The 16,508-nt window shown below is 65.2% G+C and carries 19 protein-coding genes; 7 read left to right on the top strand and 12 right to left on the bottom strand.

The features are described 5' to 3' along the window. Both KA184_07505 and KA184_07500 read left to right on the top strand, forming a co-directional pair. The coding region (locus KA184_07505) for a hypothetical protein (GenBank protein ID MBP8129415.1) at positions 1–856 on the top strand (856 nt) is incomplete at its 5' end. Positions 857–864: 8 nt separating this feature from the next. Then, positions 865–1,482, top strand: coding sequence for a flavodoxin family protein (locus KA184_07500; protein ID MBP8129414.1), 618 nt, complete (start codon positions 865–867; stop codon positions 1,480–1,482). 69 nt (positions 1,483–1,551) lie between these two features. Here the strand turns inward: KA184_07500 and KA184_07495 are convergent, their stop codons facing one another. Further along, entirely contained in the window at positions 1,552–3,018 is a 1,467-nt protein-coding gene (locus KA184_07495) for a Gfo/Idh/MocA family oxidoreductase (protein ID MBP8129413.1), read from the bottom strand. A gap of 321 nt (positions 3,019–3,339) precedes the next feature. On the opposite strand from KA184_07495, the gene KA184_07490 reads away from it, so the two are divergent. From KA184_07490 to tadA, 4 genes are all read left to right on the top strand, one after another. Further along, positions 3,340–4,314 carry a hypothetical protein gene (locus tag KA184_07490; GenBank protein MBP8129412.1) on the top strand — a complete coding sequence of 325 codons (975 nt, stop codon included), beginning with the start codon at positions 3,340–3,342 and terminating at the stop codon, positions 4,312–4,314. A gap of 50 nt (positions 4,315–4,364) precedes the next feature. Further along, a complete protein-coding gene (locus KA184_07485; protein MBP8129411.1) occupies positions 4,365–5,231 on the top strand; it encodes a sugar phosphate isomerase/epimerase in 867 nt (288 codons plus the stop codon). Positions 5,232–5,253: 22 nt separating this feature from the next. Further along, entirely contained in the window at positions 5,254–5,490 is a 237-nt protein-coding gene (locus KA184_07480) for a hypothetical protein (GenBank protein ID MBP8129410.1), read from the top strand. A gap of 159 nt (positions 5,491–5,649) precedes the next feature. Next, positions 5,650–6,915: a Flp pilus assembly complex ATPase component TadA gene (tadA, locus tag KA184_07475; protein ID MBP8129409.1), complete on the top strand. Its 1,266-nt coding sequence runs from the start codon at positions 5,650–5,652 to the stop codon at positions 6,913–6,915. 27 nt (positions 6,916–6,942) lie between these two features. On the opposite strand, the gene pabB is transcribed toward tadA, so the two are convergent. The 11 genes from pabB to hslV form a co-directional block, all read right to left on the bottom strand. Next, on the bottom strand, positions 6,943–8,658 hold the full coding sequence (pabB, locus tag KA184_07470) for an aminodeoxychorismate synthase component I (GenBank protein MBP8129408.1): 1,716 nt from the start codon (positions 8,656–8,658) through the stop codon (positions 6,943–6,945). A 30-nt stretch (positions 8,659–8,688) separates the two neighbouring features. After that, the gene (locus tag KA184_07465) at positions 8,689–9,450 is read right to left on the bottom strand and encodes a TatD family hydrolase (GenBank protein ID MBP8129407.1); all 762 of its coding nucleotides are present in this window, start codon (positions 9,448–9,450) and stop codon (positions 8,689–8,691) included. After that, entirely contained in the window at positions 9,450–10,403 is a 954-nt protein-coding gene (locus KA184_07460) for a stage 0 sporulation family protein (protein ID MBP8129406.1), read from the bottom strand. The genes KA184_07465 and KA184_07460 overlap by 1 nt, the downstream gene beginning before the upstream one ends. Before the next feature lie 39 nt (positions 10,404–10,442). Beyond that, on the bottom strand, positions 10,443–11,531 hold the full coding sequence (gene holB, locus KA184_07455; GenBank protein ID MBP8129405.1) for a DNA polymerase III subunit delta': 1,089 nt from the start codon (positions 11,529–11,531) through the stop codon (positions 10,443–10,445). Next, positions 11,528–12,172 carry a dTMP kinase gene (locus KA184_07450; GenBank protein ID MBP8129404.1) on the bottom strand — a complete coding sequence of 215 codons (645 nt, stop codon included), beginning with the start codon at positions 12,170–12,172 and terminating at the stop codon, positions 11,528–11,530. The genes holB and KA184_07450 overlap by 4 nt, the downstream gene beginning before the upstream one ends. After that, entirely contained in the window at positions 12,169–13,026 is an 858-nt protein-coding gene (locus KA184_07445; protein MBP8129403.1) for a prephenate dehydrogenase/arogenate dehydrogenase family protein, read from the bottom strand. The genes KA184_07450 and KA184_07445 overlap by 4 nt, the downstream gene beginning before the upstream one ends. Continuing rightward, on the bottom strand, positions 13,023–13,754 hold the full coding sequence (locus tag KA184_07440) for a 1-(5-phosphoribosyl)-5-[(5-phosphoribosylamino)methylideneamino] imidazole-4-carboxamide isomerase (protein MBP8129402.1): 732 nt from the start codon (positions 13,752–13,754) through the stop codon (positions 13,023–13,025). Before KA184_07440 ends, KA184_07445 begins: the two co-directional genes overlap by 4 nt. Positions 13,755–13,756: 2 nt before the next feature. Beyond that, positions 13,757–14,122 (bottom strand): 50S ribosomal protein L20, encoded by a 366-nt coding sequence (gene rplT / locus KA184_07435; GenBank protein ID MBP8129401.1) that lies wholly within the window; start codon positions 14,120–14,122, stop codon positions 13,757–13,759. Between the two features lie 27 nt (positions 14,123–14,149). Beyond that, positions 14,150–14,347: a 50S ribosomal protein L35 gene (gene rpmI / locus KA184_07430; GenBank protein MBP8129400.1), complete on the bottom strand. Its 198-nt coding sequence runs from the start codon at positions 14,345–14,347 to the stop codon at positions 14,150–14,152. Between the two features lie 101 nt (positions 14,348–14,448). Continuing rightward, positions 14,449–15,012: a translation initiation factor IF-3 gene (infC, locus tag KA184_07425; GenBank protein MBP8129399.1), complete on the bottom strand. Its 564-nt coding sequence runs from the start codon at positions 15,010–15,012 to the stop codon at positions 14,449–14,451. 254 nt (positions 15,013–15,266) lie between these two features. After that, entirely contained in the window at positions 15,267–15,803 is a 537-nt protein-coding gene (hslV, locus tag KA184_07420) for an ATP-dependent protease subunit HslV (protein ID MBP8129398.1), read from the bottom strand. Between the two features lie 111 nt (positions 15,804–15,914). Between hslV and KA184_07415 the strand changes: the two genes are divergently transcribed. Further along, entirely contained in the window at positions 15,915–16,487 is a 573-nt protein-coding gene (locus tag KA184_07415) for a hypothetical protein (GenBank protein ID MBP8129397.1), read from the top strand. Positions 16,488–16,508: the final 21 nt, after the last annotated feature.

Here is a 16,508-nt window from a genome sequence, read left to right as displayed (position 1 = left end):
GCTCGCGCAACGCATCCGCGCGAATTTCGCGCGCGAGTTCTGGCGTGGCGACCACTGCGTCGAATACCTCCACCCGGCGCGCGGCGCGATAGACACGCATGGCCTCACCGATGTGGACTGGGCCGCGCTTGCGATTGGCATGCTGCCCGAGGCGGAGGCACAACGCCTCTGGCAGCGTGCAAAAGACGAACGCGGCTTCCGCTACGGCGGCATGCCCACGGGCATCTCCACCCATCCGGAAAGCTATGAAGACTGGGAGTTCATCCCGGCGGACCAGTTCCCGAATCACGACCGGCGGCACGACCTCGCCGCGATGGGCCGCGTCTGGTACCTGGAATCGTGGGCGCGCGCGCGCTGGGGCGATATCGCGGGCCTGCTCGACGCGATGCGCGCCGTTGCGGACATCGGCGCGGCGAACGGTTATTCGTGGCAGGAACGGTATTTCCCGTCCGGGGCCGGCCCCCGTCCCGGCGGACCCATGACGTATTGCGAGTATCCCGCGAACCTGGTCCGCATCGTGAACCTCTTTCTGCTCGGCGTGGAGCCGGACGCGGCGGGTGCGCTTCGGATCGCGCCGCAAGTGCCGCGGGAATGGTGGGCCGCCGGCTGGCAAGCGCGCCTTGCGATTGGTGAGGGCCGGATTGCGCTGAACGGCGAGCGGGGCCGTCTCTCAGGCACATGGCGCGGCGGCAATCGGCGGAGACTCGTGTTTGTCCCGCCGCCGGGCGGCGCGTGGACCGGCGGCAGCGCAGAACCGGCGGGCCCATTCCAAGCGGACGGCGCGACGCGCTGGTGCGACGCGCCGCCTGACCCTGAAACGGCGTTTTGCCTGGACCTCGCATGGACGGAGGCATGAACACGGACATGAGCGGGACAGTCCCACCCAAGATAGTGGCCATTGTCGGCACATACCGCAAAGGCGGCGTCAGCGATCGGCTGGTGGACGAGGTGTTGTCCTCCGCCCGGGAAGCCGGGGCCACGACCGGGAAGGTCTATCTGATTGACCGTCATATCGAGTTCTGCACGAACTGCCGCTCCTGCACGCAGGAGGAAGGGACGGAACCTGGCGAATGCCTCCTGAAGGATGACATGCGGGGACTCCTTGCCGAAATTCGCGCCGCCGACGCCCTCGTGCTCGCGTCGCCGATGAATTACTGGACCGTCACTGCCGTCATGAAACGATTCATTGAACGCACGGTCTGTTTCGCTTATTGGCCTTGGGGCATGGGTGCGCCGCGCACCCGTAACACGCGCAAGGACAAAAAAGCCGTGATCGTCGTGTCGGCCGCGGCGCCGGCGCTTCTGGCGCGTCTGACGACCCGCATGACCGGCTTCCTGAAGAACGTGGCGGGGCTGCTTGGTGCGCGCACGGTTGGCGTGCTTTTCGCCGGGTTGAGCGCCCAGCAGAAGGCCCAACCCCTGAACGAGCGTCTGGTGCGAAAAGCACGCCGCCTCGGCAAGAAGCTCGCGGCGCGGCGTTAGCCTGACGCGCATATGCAGGCCGCTCTCCACCGCGCGGCGATGGAGAGCGGCGAATGTTGGCGGGCGGGTTCAGTCTGTGCCGCGGCGTTGCCGGCGCGGCGCGGGAAGCTCGTATCCCGCGCGACGCGGGCGTGAAAGCATTGCGTTGCCCTCGTCGCAGTTGGTAAACCGCTCCTTTTCGGGGTCCCAGAGAAGTTTCTCGCCCACGCGGCCAAGGTCGCGCGCGATATTGACGAGATAACACAGCGTCGAACTGCGCTGGCCGCATTCGATATCCGCCGTGCACCGTTCGCGGGTTCGCATGCACGCCAGCCAGTTCTCGATATGCGGCTGCGTCTCGAGCACCGTCAGCGCGGGCGGGCGGTCCGGCGACGCGACCAATTCCTTCGGGTCGGCGGATATCTTGTCGCGGTTAATCTCGATCTTGCCTTTTTCACCCACAAAGATGCAGCCAAGACCGGGGCCCCAATCGCCATCGAGGCCGAGATTGAGTTCCGTGCCGCTCGCGAATTTCATGCGCGTCTTCGCGCGCGGGCCCACGGTGCCTTTGCACATGGGGTAGTAGGCGGCGCCGGTTTCGTCCTCCGAGATGTGACGTTCCTCGAACTTGCCCGTCGGAATGTCCTGGACGGCTTCTTCAAGGACTATCTCGACGGGGCCCGTTTCGTCCGTGCCCAAGCCGCGGTTGATTTGGTCGTAGCTGTGCGTGCCCCAGCCCGTGACGCCGAACGAGATGCCGCCGCCGTCGTAGTCGCGCCACTTGGCCCAGCCGAGATGGATTTCGGAATGATACGGGCGCAACTCCGCCTGATTCGTCCAGATGTCCCACCAGCCCTCGTCGCCGCCCGCGGGCATTTCCTCGGCAGGCCGGGCATCCCAGACAAGCGGGCTGACGAAATTCGGCGCGAGCACTTCCTTCACTCGGCCGATCGCGCCGTTTTTCACGAGGTCGCTGGCCCAGTTGTTCAGGGGCATGGACCGCTGCTGCGTGCCGACCTGCGTGACGCGCTTGCAGTTGCGCGCGCAGGTGACCATTTCACGCCCCTCGGCAATCGTCAGGCACATGGGCTTCTCGATATAGACGTCCATGCCCATCGTCATCGCGATACACGCGATCCACGCCCGCGCATGGGTCGTCGTTTCCACCATGACCCCGTCCAGTTGCTCCGTCTCGATCATCTTCCGGAAATCCGTATAGACCTGCCACTGGGCGTCGGCGGGCTTCTCCTTCATGAACGCCGCGATGCGCGGCTTGAAACAGTCGCAAATCGCGGCCACGCGCATCTGCGGAATCTGCAGGCACGTCCGCACGATATCGCGGCAGCGGCCGCCGAGGCCGATCAGACCCACGTTGATGATGTCGTTCGCGCCCGGTTTCTTCATTCCAAGCGCCCTGGAGGAGATGAACAACGGCACCGTCGCCACGGCCGCCGTCTTGAGAAACTCCCTGCGATTCAGCATGCGAAGACCTCCCGAATCGTTGTTTTCCCGCCGCTTACCGAACGCGTTCAGGGTAGCACCGGCGCGCGGGAACATCAACCCGCGATACAGGTTCAAGGGCCTGCAAAAGGCGACAAGCTTACGGGACGTAAGTGACCTGAGCGACGGCAAGGCCGGAATTCCGCGTCCGCACGGGGAGAACAGGAATGTGCAGTGCTTGGCTTGCCTTGAAGATTCGGTTGCAATCATCGAATCTTCAAGGTAGCCTTCTCAGTGTATTCTCTGGTCACAAGGCGTGTTTATGGAGAATTCAGGACAGTCTTTTCCGCGAAACTCGCTGGTATAATAGCCGCAGGTAGCCGTCCTGGGTCTCTTCGATGAAGCAGATGCCAGGTAATAGTGAAAGGAAATCAAGACATGGAACGTGGGACCAGTCGCCGGGGGTTCATGAAGCAATCGCTGGGGTTGTCGGCTGCGGCGACGCTGGCCGCGCGCATGGCGGCGGCGCAGGAAAGCGCGGCCGGGGCGGCGCCTGCCCCGGGCGCGGCGGTGGAGGCGCTGCCGCAGGGGAATATCGCGGGCATGTCCGTGAGCCGGCTGCTCCTGGGCGGGAACCTGCTCACGCACTTCACGCACAGCCGCGACCTCATGTACGTCTACGACCTTGCCGCGCACTACAATACGCACGAAAAAATCCTCGAAACGCTGGACCTGGCCGTGCAGCACGGTGTCAACACAACGGTCATCCATACCGTGCCGTCGGTGGACTCCATTATTCGCCATCACCGCGAACGCGGCGGGACCATGCAGTGGATCGTGTGCCCTACCGCCGCGCCGGACACGCAGTGGGACGATTACAGGAAGCAGGTCGACGGCCTGATCGAGAATGGCGTCGAATCGGTCTATCTCTGGGGCGTGACGGCGGACCGCCTGGTGAAGGAAGGGAAGTTCGATGTAATCGTGAAAGCGGTCGAATGGGTGAAGGAGCAGGGGATGCCTTCCGGCATAGGCGGGCATGACCTGCGCGTCGTCCAGGAATGCGAAGCGCGGGGCATCCCGGGGGATTTCTACATCAAGACATATCATCACCACCACTATCAGACCGCGCCGCGGCCCGAGGAATTGACCGACCCCATCCGCGAGATTCCCGGGTATTGGTGCCGTGACCCGGAAGAGACCATCGAGGTGATGAAGAGCGTCGAGAAGCCGTGGATCGCGTTCAAGGTCATGGCCGCGGGCGCGATCCCGCCGAAGGACGCGTTCACGCACGTCTTCGAGAACGGCGCCGACCACATTCTCGCGGGCATGTTCGACTTCGAGATAGCCGGGGACGCCGCGCTGATCCGCGAGGCGTTGATGGGCGTGCAACGGACACGCCCGTGGCGCAGTTGACAAACCCGCCCGGAACACGCCCGATGCGCCATGCGGCATGGATGGGATTTGTGACTGCATTCGCGCTGTGTGCGGCCGCGTGTGCTCAAGCCCCCCCCGTTCGTCCCTTCTTCGCCTTCTGCATGGACACGCACGACAGCGCCAAGCGCACACTCGAGCAGCAGGCGGCCCTGCTGAAGGAACTTGGCTACGACGGCGCCGGCCATCTCTGGCTCGATAATCTCGAAGAGCGCATCAAGACGCTTGACGCCGTGGGCCTGAAACTGTTTCAGGTCTACCTGCGCGTCGACTTGGCCGCGCAGGACGCGCCCTACGACGCGCGGCTCGACAGCGCGCTTCCCCTGTTGAAGGACCGCGACGTGATGCTCGCGCTGCTCATGACCGGGCTGCCGCCCTCGGATCCGGGCGGCGACGAGCGCGGCGTGGCGATCATCCGCGAGATCGCGGACAAGGCGCGGCCTTTCGGCGCGCGCGTGGCGCTGTACCCGCACGCGAACGACTGGCTGGAACGCGTCGAGGACGCCATCCGCCTCGCGCGCAAGGCCGGGCGCCCCAACGTCGGCGTCATGTTCAACCTGTGCCATTGGCTGAAGGTCGACGAAGAAGAACACCTGGAAGCGCTGGTCGCGGAGGCCGCGCCCTACCTCTTTGCCGTGAGCATTCACGGCGCGGACCGCGCCGCGGAAATCCACACGGGCACGGGCAACTGGATTCAACCGCTCGACAGCGGCTCTTTCGACGTGCGGCATTTCCTGTCCGTGCTCGACGAGCACGGTTTTCGCGGTCCGATTGGCTTGCAGTGCTACGGCATTCCGGGCGACGCCCGCGAATACCTGACGCGGTCCCTCACCGCCTGGCGCAAGCTCACGCAAGGCGCGGAACCGCACGACGGGCAGACGCCGGCCCCGAAATACTGACAGGGAGCGCCGGAACCAGAGTATGTCAAGACTACGACTGGCGGCCTATGTCCTCCTGACGCTGTTCCTGGCGTTGATTACGCTCGTGGGCGCCGCGGGCTGGTATGTCGGGTGTCACGACCGCGGGCTCAACTTCGATTTCGACCCGGCGCGTCTGGCGCCTTCCGAGACCGGGATGTGGCAAGCCTACTACGCCGGCAGCGGCCATCGTCGAGCCAATGGCGCGGGGCGCCATGACCTTCTTCCGCGCCCGGGGTGATTACGAACGCCAAGTCCTGCCATACCTCGAAACAGCCTATGCCCGGCTGGGCGAGGCCTGAGGCCGCCCATCTGGGGTTGCTGCTTTGACTTCGCCGAAGTGATAGCGCACCATGATGCGCAACGTCCGCGCCGGTTGACGGTGCGCAAGGAGCAACGCATGGCCAAACCCGCCATAGTGGAAGAGGCGCAAATCCGCGCGATTCCCTTGAAGGACATACAGAGCTGCGCGCTGGCCGCCCTTGAACTCAAGGACGATTCGGGCGTGGGCGACGCGGTCGATATCATGGTGAGTCAGGCCGCGTATCACAACGCGAGCGACGTGCACCTCGAGCCGTGGAGCGAGGTGCTCTCGCTGCGGTACCGGCTCGACGGCATCCTGAAAGACATCGCGCTGGTGCCGCGGGTGTACCAGGCGAAGATCATCGCGCGCATCAAGGTGCTGGCGGAGCTGGTGGTCTACCGGAAAGATGTGCCGCAGGACGGGCGCCTCGACGCGGAGAAAACCTCGTGCGGGCGGCCCATGCGTGTTTCCACCGTGCCGACCATCAAGGGCGAAAGCACCGTCATCCGCCTGCTGGGCGATCTGCAGGAACTGCTCATCCTGGACGCGCTGGGGTTCCAGCCGCATGTGGTCGATGCCCTGCGCGAAAATATTATCCGCTCGCAGGGAACGCTTCTTTTGACAGGCCCCAGTTCGAGCGGCAAAACGACGACAATCTACGCAATCCTCCACGAGATGATGGCGCTGCAGAAGAGAACGACGAACATCGTGACTATCGAGGACCCGGTCGAGTACAGCATGGACAAGATCTCGCAGATCCAGGTGAACCCGCACGTGGAATTCACCTTCGCGAACGCGCTGCGCTCGATCCTGCGCCAAGACCCGGAAGTGATCATGGTCGGTGAAATCCGCGACCTCGAGACCGCCAAGATGGCCGTCCAATCGGGCCTGACCGGGCACTACGTCATCAGCACCATCCACAGCGGGACCGCCGCGGGCGTGTTCACGCGCCTGCTGGACATGGGCATCGAGCCATTTCTTGTGGCGTCGTCGGTGACGGGCGTGCTCGCGCAGCGGCTCGTCCGCCTGAATTGCCCCGACTGTACCGAGCCGTACTCGCCTGACCACATTATGCTGGAACGTTTCGCGCGTTCCGGCGACACGCAGCGCTATTTCCGGGGCGCCGGTTGCGAGCGCTGCCAGGGTATCGGTTACCGCAGCCGCGCCGCCATCGGCGAACTGCTCGTGGTAAACCAGGCCCTGTCCGAACTGGTGCTGCAACGCCCGACCACGGCGCGGCTTCAGGCGGCGGCGGTGACGCACGGCATGGAAACCATCGAGGAAGACGGGTTCAAGAAGGCGAAGAAGGGCATTACGACGGTCGAGGAACTGCTGCGCGTGCTGCCCACGCCGCTGGCGTGAGCGCCGCGCACCGAGGACTCGCCTTCTTCAATCAATAAGCGTCGCGTCGATCCAGCCGCGTAGGGAATTGATGAGGCGGATGCGCCCCGCGCGGCGCAATTCCTCCTTAAGAACGCGCGCCTCGCGGATGCGTGACTCCGCCAGAAGCCGCGCGCGCATCGTTCCGGGCAGCAGGCCGCACGGCACGGGCGGCGTTATCAGTTCTCCGTCTCTTTCGACCACCACGTTCGCGATGGTGCTTTCCGTAAGTTCCCCCCTTTCGTTCCAGAGCAGCACGTCGTCGCAATCCGGGCGCGCGGCGCGCGCCGCCTCGTAGACCGCCCGATGCGTGGTTTTGTGGAAGAGGAACACGTCGCGTGAGCAGACCGGCGCCGAGGCGAGAGCCACGCGAAACGCGCGCGGCGCATCGAGCGCGCGTGTCTCGACGCGCGGTTCCCCGCCGCGGCTCAGCAACAGCCGCACGCACACGGGATTGCGCGCATCCCGCACGGCGCTCTCGAGCGCCGCTACTACGCGCCCTCTGTCCACCACGAAATCAAAATACCCGGCGCTCGCGGCAAGCCGCTCGATGTGTTCTTCGAGCAGTGCAAAGCCGCCATCCCACCGGAGCGTTTCCAGCAATTCAAAATCAGGCCGCGCCTGGCGCAGCACCGCCGCCTTGGCCAGACATTCCGCATACTCGTTCTCCGCTTCCGAGTCCCACGTAACGCCGCTGCCCACGTAGTAAGACGCTCTCCCCGATTCCGTGTCCACGGTGACGGTGCGGATCGCGACGTTGAAACACGCGCGGCGGCCCGGCGCCCACCAGCCAACGGCCCCGCAGTACACGCCGCGCGGGTGCGGCTCGACCGCGCGGATGATGCCCGAGGTGTAGACCTTCGGCGCGCCCGTCACGGACCCGCACGGGAACAACGCCTCCAGGATCCGCGGCATGGGCGCGACCGTGCGCGACGTGACCGTCGAGGTCATCTGCCACACGGTCTCATAACGTTCCGCTTCGAAGAGCCGCTCCACCCGCACCGATCCGGGCAAGCTGATCCTGCCCATGTCGTTGCGCAACAAATCCACTATCATGACGTTCTCCGCCTGCTCTTTCGCGGACGCGCGCATTTCCGCGGCCAGGTCCCGGTCTTCCTGGGGCCAGCGGCCCCGGGGTCGCGTGCCCTTCATGGGCCGCGTCGTGAGGCGCTCGCCGCTGATGTCAAAGAACAGTTCGGGCGACAGTGACAGGATGCGGTGGCGTCCCGCGTGCAGAAAAGCGCCGTATGGGGTCTGCTGCGCGCGGCGCAAGTGCAGGAACCAGGCGAAGGCGTCGCCGGAAAAGGGGGCGCGCATCGGGAAGGCGTAATTGACCTGGTACGTATCGCCCGCGGCGATGTGCTCGCGAATGCGCGCAACGGCGTCGCGGTAGGCAGCCTCTGAAACGCGCGCCTCCCACGGGCCGGCATGCCAGGGCCGTTCTTCTATTTGAAGTCCGCGCGCGGGCCCGTCATGCAGCCCGAACCAGAGCAGCGGCAACCCTGCTTGCGGCGCGTGCGCCCGCAAGGCCGTATCGAAGGCGGGCGCGGCTTCGTAGGCCAGGAACCCCGCCGCCCAAAGCCCGGACTCGACGGCCGCGCCGACACGCTCGAGCGCCGGCAGCACATCTTCCACGCGCATCGCCTGCTCCACGGCAACGGGTTCCGTGAAGACGAGCGGCGCTTCCGGCGTGGAAAAGAAGGCGAATCCGTATTGGTCAGCCACGTACACCGGCGTCTCCCTGCGCCGTCCGGGTCACGGCACGCGGAACAACCGGCGCGCGTTCTTCGCGGTCTGCCCGGCCAGGTCCGCGGCGGCAGAACCGCGCAACGCGGCCAGCGCTTCTACTGTGTACCGCACGTGCGCGGGTTCGCAACGTTTCCCGCGCACCGGCTGCGGCGCAAGGTAGGGCGCGTCGGTCTCCACCAGCAACCGCTCGGACGGCACGACCGCCGCCGCTTCGCGCAGTTGCGCGGCCTTCGGGTAGGTCACGTTGCCCGCAAAAGAGATATAGAGGCCGAGGTCCACGCACTTGCGCGCATAGGCGGCATCGCTGCCGTAACAATGCATGACAATACCCGGCACGCGTTCTGAATAGGGCTGCAGCAGCGCGAGCGTGTCGGCATCGGCGTCGCGATTGTGCACCACGACGGGCAACGCGAGTTCCGCCGCCAGCCTGAGTTGACGATCGAAGGCGCGGGACTGCGCGTCGCGCGGCGAGAACTCATTGTAATAATCGAGGCCGATCTCGCCAATCGCGACAACGCCCGGCTGGACCGCCAATTCGCGCAATGTTGCGATCGCCTCATCATCCGCCTGTGTCGCGTGGTAGGGATGCAGCGCGACGGCCGCATAGACGCGCGGACGCGCCAGCGCCACGGCTTTACGGCTGTTCTCGAGGTCATCGCCGATAACCACGAGCCACTCAAGCGTTTCCAGGGCGCTCTCGATTACGGTTTCGCGGTCTTCATCAAAGCGGTGGTCCTGCAAGTGGCAATGCGAGTCGACGGGACGCATCAGGCCGGGCCGGTTCCGGGGCCCGTCCCGTTCGCGCGCGGCGCGCCGCTGAACCTGCGCTTGCGCTTGCGGCGGCGCCGCGACCGCTCGCCGCCGGAATCCGCGGCGGCTTCCCGCGGCGGCGTTCCGGGGCCGCTGACCGGCGCTTCCCCGGGTTCTTCAAATTCGTCACCCGTCAGGCCCACTTCGGTTTCCCCGTCGAAGCTTTCTTCCGGTTCTTCCGGGAGTTCCTCGATGTCCGCGGGAAGGTCCTCTTCTTCCCGGTCCGGTTCGGCGCCGGCTTCCTGCGCAACCTTGGCCTGCCGCTTTTTCATGCCCTCATACATCTCGTTTTCGTAGCTGAGGCAGCAGAGGAGACGGCCGCACTGCCCGCTGATCTTCGACGGATTCAGCGACAGGTTCTGCCGTTTCGCCATGCGCATCGAGATGGGCTTGAACTCGTTCAGCCACGTGCTGCAGCACAATTCGCGTCCGCACGAACCGATGCCGCCGACCATCTTCGCCTCGTCGCGCACCTGGATATGCCGAAGCTCGATGCGCGTCTTCAGGTCATGCGCCAAGTCGCGCACCAGTTCCCGGAAATCAACCCGGTCTTCCGCCGTGAAGTAGAAAACGACCTTGCGCTTGTCGAACGTGTACTCGACATCGACCAGTTTCATCGGCATGCGCCGTTCTTTGATCTTGTTGAGGCAGATGCCGTACGCCCGCTTCTCTTCCTCGACCAGCTGCTGGTGCGTCCGCTCGTCCTCCTCGTTCACCCTGCGCACCACGCGCATGTTCGTGCGCGTGTGGGCGTCGTCCGTGACCGGTTCCGGCGGCAAGATGCAGATGCCGTATTCCAGGCCGCGGTCGCTCTGCACAATGCACGCGTCATCCCGTTTCAGCACGAGATCGTAGCTCAAGAAGGAAAACACCCGGCGCGGCTTGCGCAACCGGACCTTGACTATCTGCATACAGCCGCCTCCTTCTGGCGCGGACATGCCGAACGGGGTTCATGCCGCCAGAACAAAGAAGAGATCGCGGAACACGCGCTCTTCGTTGAGGAATCGTTCGAGATAAACGCGCGTCTTCTCGATAGCTTCCAGTTTACGGTGGTAGTCGCCGTCGGGCGCCTTGCCCAACCGCGCCATTTGATCGCGATTGAGGATGTGCGCCGTCTCGCCCGTGGCGCGCATGAGCATCGCGTCCCGGTACCATGTTTCAAACAGATACAACAGCTCCATCAGTTCGCGGCGAAACCGCGCTTCCGCCGCCGAAGCCTGCTCGGCTTTCAATGCCTCCCGGTCTTCCCGGGTAAGATCCCCGGGGTCGTCGGGAGCCATCTCGTCTTTGACGTCGGATTCCGCGGCCGACTTCAGTCTGGCGAGATACTTGGCGAATTCCTCGCTAAGCGCGACCGGGTCCGCGCCCGCGGCCAGACGCTGCGCAATGTCGAGCACCACGTCGCGCCGGTCGGTATCGGCCAAGTCGAGCGCGCGGGCCATCTGCCCCTGCGAGAGCGCGGCGATCGCCTCTGCATGCTCGCGCTGCAATGCGCGCTGTTCGCGGAGCAGCGCCACGACGGTCTCGGGCCGCAACGCCCCGAAGCGCACCTGCTGACAACGCGAACGGATTGTCGGCAGCAACGCCCGCGGAGACGCCGTTATAAGAACAAACAAGGAGTTGCCCGGCGGCTCTTCCAAGGTCTTCAGGAAATGGTTCTGGGCCGGCAGGTTCATCCGGTCCGCGTCTTCGAACAGCACTACGCGCCGGCGCCCCTCGTGCGGACGCAGCGCGGCCATTTCGTTGACCTGCTCGACCATCTCCACGACGATCGTGCGCGACCGCTTCACCGGGACCACGGTCATGACGTCCGGGTGATTGTGCTGAACCGTCTTGCGGCAAGACAGGCAGGTGTCGCAGGCGTCGTCACCCGCGCCGCCCGTGCAGTTTACAGCCTTCGCCATCTCCCCGGCGGTCAAGCGCTTGCCCACTCCGTCCGGCCCCCAGAACATAAGGCCGTGAGGCACGCGGCCGCGGTGCAAGAGCTGCCGCAACAGGCGCAGCGCCACAGGTTGATCGCGAACAACCGCGAAACTCATGCCCCGGCCGCTCCGCACGTTTCCCGCAACAGCGCATCCAGGCGCGCCTGGACCGCGGCGGCTACTTCGTCCACGCTTTGGCTCCCGTCCACCACCTTGATCCGCTCCGGGGCCTCCGCCGCAAGTTGCAGGAAGGCGTCCCGCACACGTTCATGGAACAGAATCGCTTCGCGTTCCAGCCGGTCATAGCGCCCGCGCGCCCGCGCCCGTTCCAGCCCCGCGCTAGCGGACAGGTCGAGCAGCACGGTCAAGTCCGGCGCCAATCCGCCCACCGCAATGGCGTGCAGCATGCGGATGTCCTCGAGGGACAGGCCGCGCCCGCCTCCCTGATAGGCGGTGGTCGAGTCCGCGAAACGGTCACACAAGACAATGCGTCCCTCTTCGAGAGCGGGCGCGATCTTCTCGGCCACGTGCTGGGCGCGCGCCGCCGCGTAAAGGAGCAGTTCGGTTGCCGGAGCGAGGCTCACGTGCAACGGGTCCAGCAATACGTCGCGAATCGCTTCTCCGACAGCCGTGCCGCCAGGCTCGCGCGTGACCACGACCTTGTGGCCACTCTCTTCCAGATAGCGTTGAGCGCGTTTCAACTGCGTCGTCTTTCCGCAGCCTTCGATGCCCTCAAACGTGATAAACAATCCCTTCATGACTCCATGATCCCCAGGCGGGCCTGCCGTCCCTCTTCAAAAAAGCGTTCCACCGCACCCTGCTCCTCTTCCGCGAGAGCGGCGCGAAACACGTCGAGGTCGCGCTCGTACTCCGCGAGCGCGTCCAGGATGGCCGCGCGGTTCATGAGGCAAATCTCGGTCCAAATCTCCGGGCGCGACTCGGCGATGCGGGTCGCATCCCGAAACCCGTTGCCGATGAGGTCGCGCACGGCGCCGTGACGCAAGGCCATCCGCGCCAGTTCGCTCGCAACCACATGCGGCACGTGGCTGGTGCGCGCCAGAATCCTGTCGTGGTCTTCCGGGTCGATATCCACGACCCGCGCTCCGACGGCGCGCCACAAGCCGAGCACGGCCGCGCGCGCGTCCGGGTCCAGGTCGTCCCCTGTTTCTACGAGGCACACGCTGCCCTCGTAGAAGTCCGCCCGCGCGTGTTCCGGGCCAAACTGCTCCGAACCGGCCATGGGATGACTTCCGACGAACCGGCGCGGCGCGGGCCAGGTCGCGCGGGCGCGCGCGCAAAGCGCGGCCTTCGTGCTCGCCACGTCCGTGATCACCGCGCCAGGTGCGCAGTGCAGCCGGACCACGTCAAGCAAGGGGACAATGCGCGCCGCCGGCGTGCACAGGACCACCAGGTCCGCGCCCTGTACGGCGGGCGCGACTTCCAGCGATGACTCGTCTATGGCGCCCCGGGCCAAGGCCGTTTCCAACGAAGACATGCGCCGGCCCGCGCCCACGACATGCGCGGCGAGCCCGCGCGCCTTCAACGCGAGACCAAGCGATGCGCCCAGCAGGCCGGGCCCGACGATGGTCACGCGTTGAAACGGGGTTGTCATGGCGCGCCTCGCGCGGCCCATTGGGCTTCGGCAACGGTAAACGCACCCAGATACAGGGCTCTCCCGACGATCACCTCGTCGACGCCGTCCGGCTCCAGGGCGCGCAGGTTCCGGATGTCGTCCAGCCGCGCAACGCCGCCGGAAGCCGTGACCGGAATGGTCACGGCCTGCGCCACGGCCGCGGTGGCTTCGAGGTTCGGGCCGCGCATCATGCCATCGCTCAGGATGTCCGTATAGATGATCCGCACGGCGCCCGCTGCCTCGACCTGTCTCGCGAATGTCACGGCGTCCATCGCGGTGTCCTCGGTCCAGCCTTCGAGGGCGACCCTGCCCGCGCGCGCATCAATGCCGACGGCAATCCGGCCGGGGAACGCGGCGCAGGCGGCGCGCAACAGTGCCGGGTCCCGGTAGGCGGCTGTGCCCAGAATCGCGCGCTGCGCGCCCGCCTCCAGGACGGCGCCCACCGTTTCCAGGTTGCGGATGCCCCCGCCGGCTTCAAAGGGTACGCCCGCCGCCGCCATTGCGCGCAACTGGGGCGCAATACAACACCGGCCGGCCTTCGCGCCGTCCAGGTCCACCACGTGGATCAGACCCTCGCCCAATTCGCGCCACCAGCCAAGCGCCTGTTGCGCCGGGTCCTCGGAAAACACCGTTTCCCGGGCGTAGTCGCCCTGGACGAGATTGACGCACAGGCCGCCGCGAATGTCCACCGCGGGCAAGACGCGCATAATCAAGACGCGGTGTCGAGCGCTGCCTTGACCTGCTCGACGATCCGGGCGAAACTCGCCTCGTCCGTCGCGGCGATTTCCGCCAGCATCTTGCGGTTGACGTCGATGTTGGCCATTTTCAGCCCCGCAATGAAGCGGCTGTACGTCAGGCCGTTGGCACGGGCGCCCGCGTTGATGCGCGCGATCCACAACTGGCGGAAGTCGCGTTTGCGCTTCTTCCGGTCCCGAAACGAGTTGAGGCCGGCGCGCATGATAGCCTGGGAGGCCATCTTGTTCAGGCGGTGGCGCGAACCCCGGAATCCCGAGGCCAGTTTCAGAATGCGCTTCCTGCGTTGGCGGGAAGCCGGATTATTCGTTGCTCTGGGCATGATAGTGCTCCTTGTCCGTCGCGCTCGCTACGAATACGGCAACAGGCGTTTGATCGCGCGCGCGTCCTCCGCGCTGACCATGTCGCCTTTCCGCAGATTGCGCCGGCGCTTGGCCGTCTTCGCCGTGCGCAGGTGGCCCGTATACGCATGCCGGCGTTTGAAGCCGCCGCGCTTCGTCGGCTTGTAGCGCTTGGCGGCGGACCGATTCGATTTCGCTTTCTTCATAGACGTGCCTCCTTGGGGCATACCAGGGCAAAAAAGGTCCTTACTATCGACGGAAATGTCCTTCTCCGTCACGCTGGAAACGGTTCGAGCAAGTGGCGCGGCTACTTCGTCGGCGACAGGACCAGTGTCATCATACGCCCTTCCAGGCGCGTCGCGGACGGGTCAGGCGAGTCCGCGCACAGGTCCTTGGTCGCTTCCACCACCCGTACCAGCAGTTCCGTTCCGAATTCGGGGTGCGCCGTCTCCCGGCCGCGGAACATGATCGTAACCTTGACCTTGTTCCCCTCTTCGAGAAACTGCCGCACATGGTTCGTCTTGTACTCGAAGTCGTGCTTGTCGATCTTAGGACGAAACTTGATCTCTTTGAGCGCGATCGTATGCTGGTGCTTCCTGGATTCCTTGGCGCGCTTCGTCTGCTGATACCGGTACTTGCCATAATCCATGATCCGGCACACCGGCGGTGTCGCGCCCGAAGCGACTTCAACGAGGTCCAAGCTGCGTTCCTGCGCTTCCCTCAAGGCATCATCGGGACTCATGATCCCGAGCTGGTTGCCTTCCTCATCGATCACCCGCACTTGCCGCGCGCGAATCCGTTCATTGACGCGGACGGTGTCCTCGACTTTCCGTGCGATAGCGTGAACCTCCTTTGGGGCCCCGCGCCCCAGACTGAAACGTTCGCGGGCCCGCGACGCCGGTCGCCGCGCACCCAAACAAAAACGGCAGAGGGAAGTACTCCTCTGCCGTAAAACGACACGTGCCTCTGGCAACGACCATGATAACAGATGCGCGGTTGACGCATCGCCTCATGGTGAGGAGCGAAACCTCCTGCTTGCATCGTCCCGATAGGGACGCAAATCGACGGGAGTATACCACGCGGCACACGAAGCGTCAAACCGGCTGTCCGCGCTTTGCCGGCGCTTCACAGCGTCTCGATGGTCACATGGCCGTTCGTGTAGATGCAGATTTCCGCCGCAATGCCCAAGGCCTCCCGCGCAATGCCTTCCGCGTCCAGCACCGAGTGCTTCATCAGCGCGCGCGCCGCCGCGAGCGCGAACGGGCCGCCCGACCCAATCCCCAGCAGGCCGTCGTCCGGTTCGATCACATCGCCCGTGCCCGAGATCAGCAGCGAGCGTTCCTTGTCGCAGACGGCTAGCATCGCCTGAAGGCTGCGCAGGTACTTGTCCGTGCGCCATTCCTTGCCCAATTCGACCGCGGCCCGCAGAATGTTGTAGTTGAATTCCTTGAACTTCTTCTCGAAGCGTTCGAACAGCGCGAATGCGTCGGAAACCGAACCGGCGAACCCGGCAAGCACGCGCCCATCCGCGAGTCGCCGTATCTTTATCGCCTTCGATTTCATGACCGTCTCGCCGACCGTCACCTGACCATCGCCGCCCATCGCCACCTTGCCATCCTTGCGCACGGCAAGCACCGTCGTCGCGCGTACCTGTCCCGTCATGTTCCTCATCCTCGAATTCCTCTCAACGCATGGTTGTAGCACAACCTCGCCACGCGTACAAGTGAAATGCCGCACATTATCCGTACCGTGGCATGGGCATCTTTTCGTGGCATGGTCATCTTGCCCATGCTCGTGGCCGGGGCGCCCCACGGGTCGCGCGCATTGCGCCGGGACGCCGTTTCGGTTAGGCTTGCGCGCGAGGTGTCGCAAACCATCATGAGCACAAACATTCTGGCGGGCGCCATTTTGCTGCTGAGCTTGGTGGCGTATCAGGTGATTTCGCGCCAGGTTCAGTTCAGAAGAATGAAGCGCGCCTGGGAGCGCGGCCACGCGGCGTTGCGCGCGGGCCGGCTCGACGAAGCGGAGGCCGCCTTCCGCAAATGCGTGCGCATTCTGCCCGCGTGGGCCAATGGGCGCTCGATGCTTGCGGCGGTGCTGACACAGCAGCAACGGCTGGACGACGCGGAAGAACAGTGGAAGATGGCGGCGGACTTGGAGCCTAAACGGCCTGGCGGGCATCTGGCCCTCGCGCTTTTCTACGCCTGTCACGTTCCGGGGAAAGGGCCGGAAGCGTCCGCTGCTCTCGCGAAGGCCATCGAATGCGACCCCAATCTCCGCAGCCAGCTGGTCAGCGACCCGCGGTTGGCCAGGCTGCGGCACGCCGCGCCGCCGGAACAGCCGTGAGCGGCGTCAGCAAACCCGGGG

Source organism: Candidatus Hydrogenedentota bacterium (genome assembly GCA_018005585.1).
GTDB lineage: Bacteria > Hydrogenedentota > Hydrogenedentia > Hydrogenedentales > JAGMZX01 > JAGMZX01.
The sequence above is the reverse complement of the archived record's forward strand: the minus strand, read 5'-3'. Positions and strand labels throughout refer to the sequence as shown.

What these genes read in the sequence shown, in the direction of transcription:
- KA184_07500 (MBP8129414.1), top strand. Translation starts at nt 865, where the DNA reads ATGAGCGGGACAGTCCCACCCAAGATAGTGGCCATTGTCGGCACATAC.
- KA184_07495 (MBP8129413.1), bottom strand. Translation starts at nt 3,018, where the DNA reads ATGTTCCCGCGCGCCGGTGCTACCCTGAACGCGTTCGGTAAGCGGCGG.
- KA184_07490 (MBP8129412.1), top strand. Translation starts at nt 3,340, where the DNA reads ATGGAACGTGGGACCAGTCGCCGGGGGTTCATGAAGCAATCGCTGGGG.
- KA184_07480 (MBP8129410.1), top strand. Translation starts at nt 5,254, where the DNA reads ATGTCAAGACTACGACTGGCGGCCTATGTCCTCCTGACGCTGTTCCTG.
- tadA (MBP8129409.1), top strand. Translation starts at nt 5,650, where the DNA reads ATGGCCAAACCCGCCATAGTGGAAGAGGCGCAAATCCGCGCGATTCCC.
- KA184_07465 (MBP8129407.1), bottom strand. Translation starts at nt 9,450, where the DNA reads ATGCGTCCCGTCGACTCGCATTGCCACTTGCAGGACCACCGCTTTGAT.
- KA184_07460 (MBP8129406.1), bottom strand. Translation starts at nt 10,403, where the DNA reads ATGCAGATAGTCAAGGTCCGGTTGCGCAAGCCGCGCCGGGTGTTTTCC.
- holB (MBP8129405.1), bottom strand. Translation starts at nt 11,531, where the DNA reads ATGAGTTTCGCGGTTGTTCGCGATCAACCTGTGGCGCTGCGCCTGTTG.
- KA184_07450 (MBP8129404.1), bottom strand. Translation starts at nt 12,172, where the DNA reads ATGAAGGGATTGTTTATCACGTTTGAGGGCATCGAAGGCTGCGGAAAG.
- KA184_07445 (MBP8129403.1), bottom strand. Translation starts at nt 13,026, where the DNA reads ATGACAACCCCGTTTCAACGCGTGACCATCGTCGGGCCCGGCCTGCTG.
- KA184_07440 (MBP8129402.1), bottom strand. Translation starts at nt 13,754, where the DNA reads ATGCGCGTCTTGCCCGCGGTGGACATTCGCGGCGGCCTGTGCGTCAAT.
- rplT (MBP8129401.1), bottom strand. Translation starts at nt 14,122, where the DNA reads ATGCCCAGAGCAACGAATAATCCGGCTTCCCGCCAACGCAGGAAGCGC.
- rpmI (MBP8129400.1), bottom strand. Translation starts at nt 14,347, where the DNA reads ATGAAGAAAGCGAAATCGAATCGGTCCGCCGCCAAGCGCTACAAGCCG.
- hslV (MBP8129398.1), bottom strand. Translation starts at nt 15,803, where the DNA reads ATGACGGGACAGGTACGCGCGACGACGGTGCTTGCCGTGCGCAAGGAT.
- KA184_07415 (MBP8129397.1), top strand. Translation starts at nt 15,915, where the DNA reads ATGGTCATCTTGCCCATGCTCGTGGCCGGGGCGCCCCACGGGTCGCGC.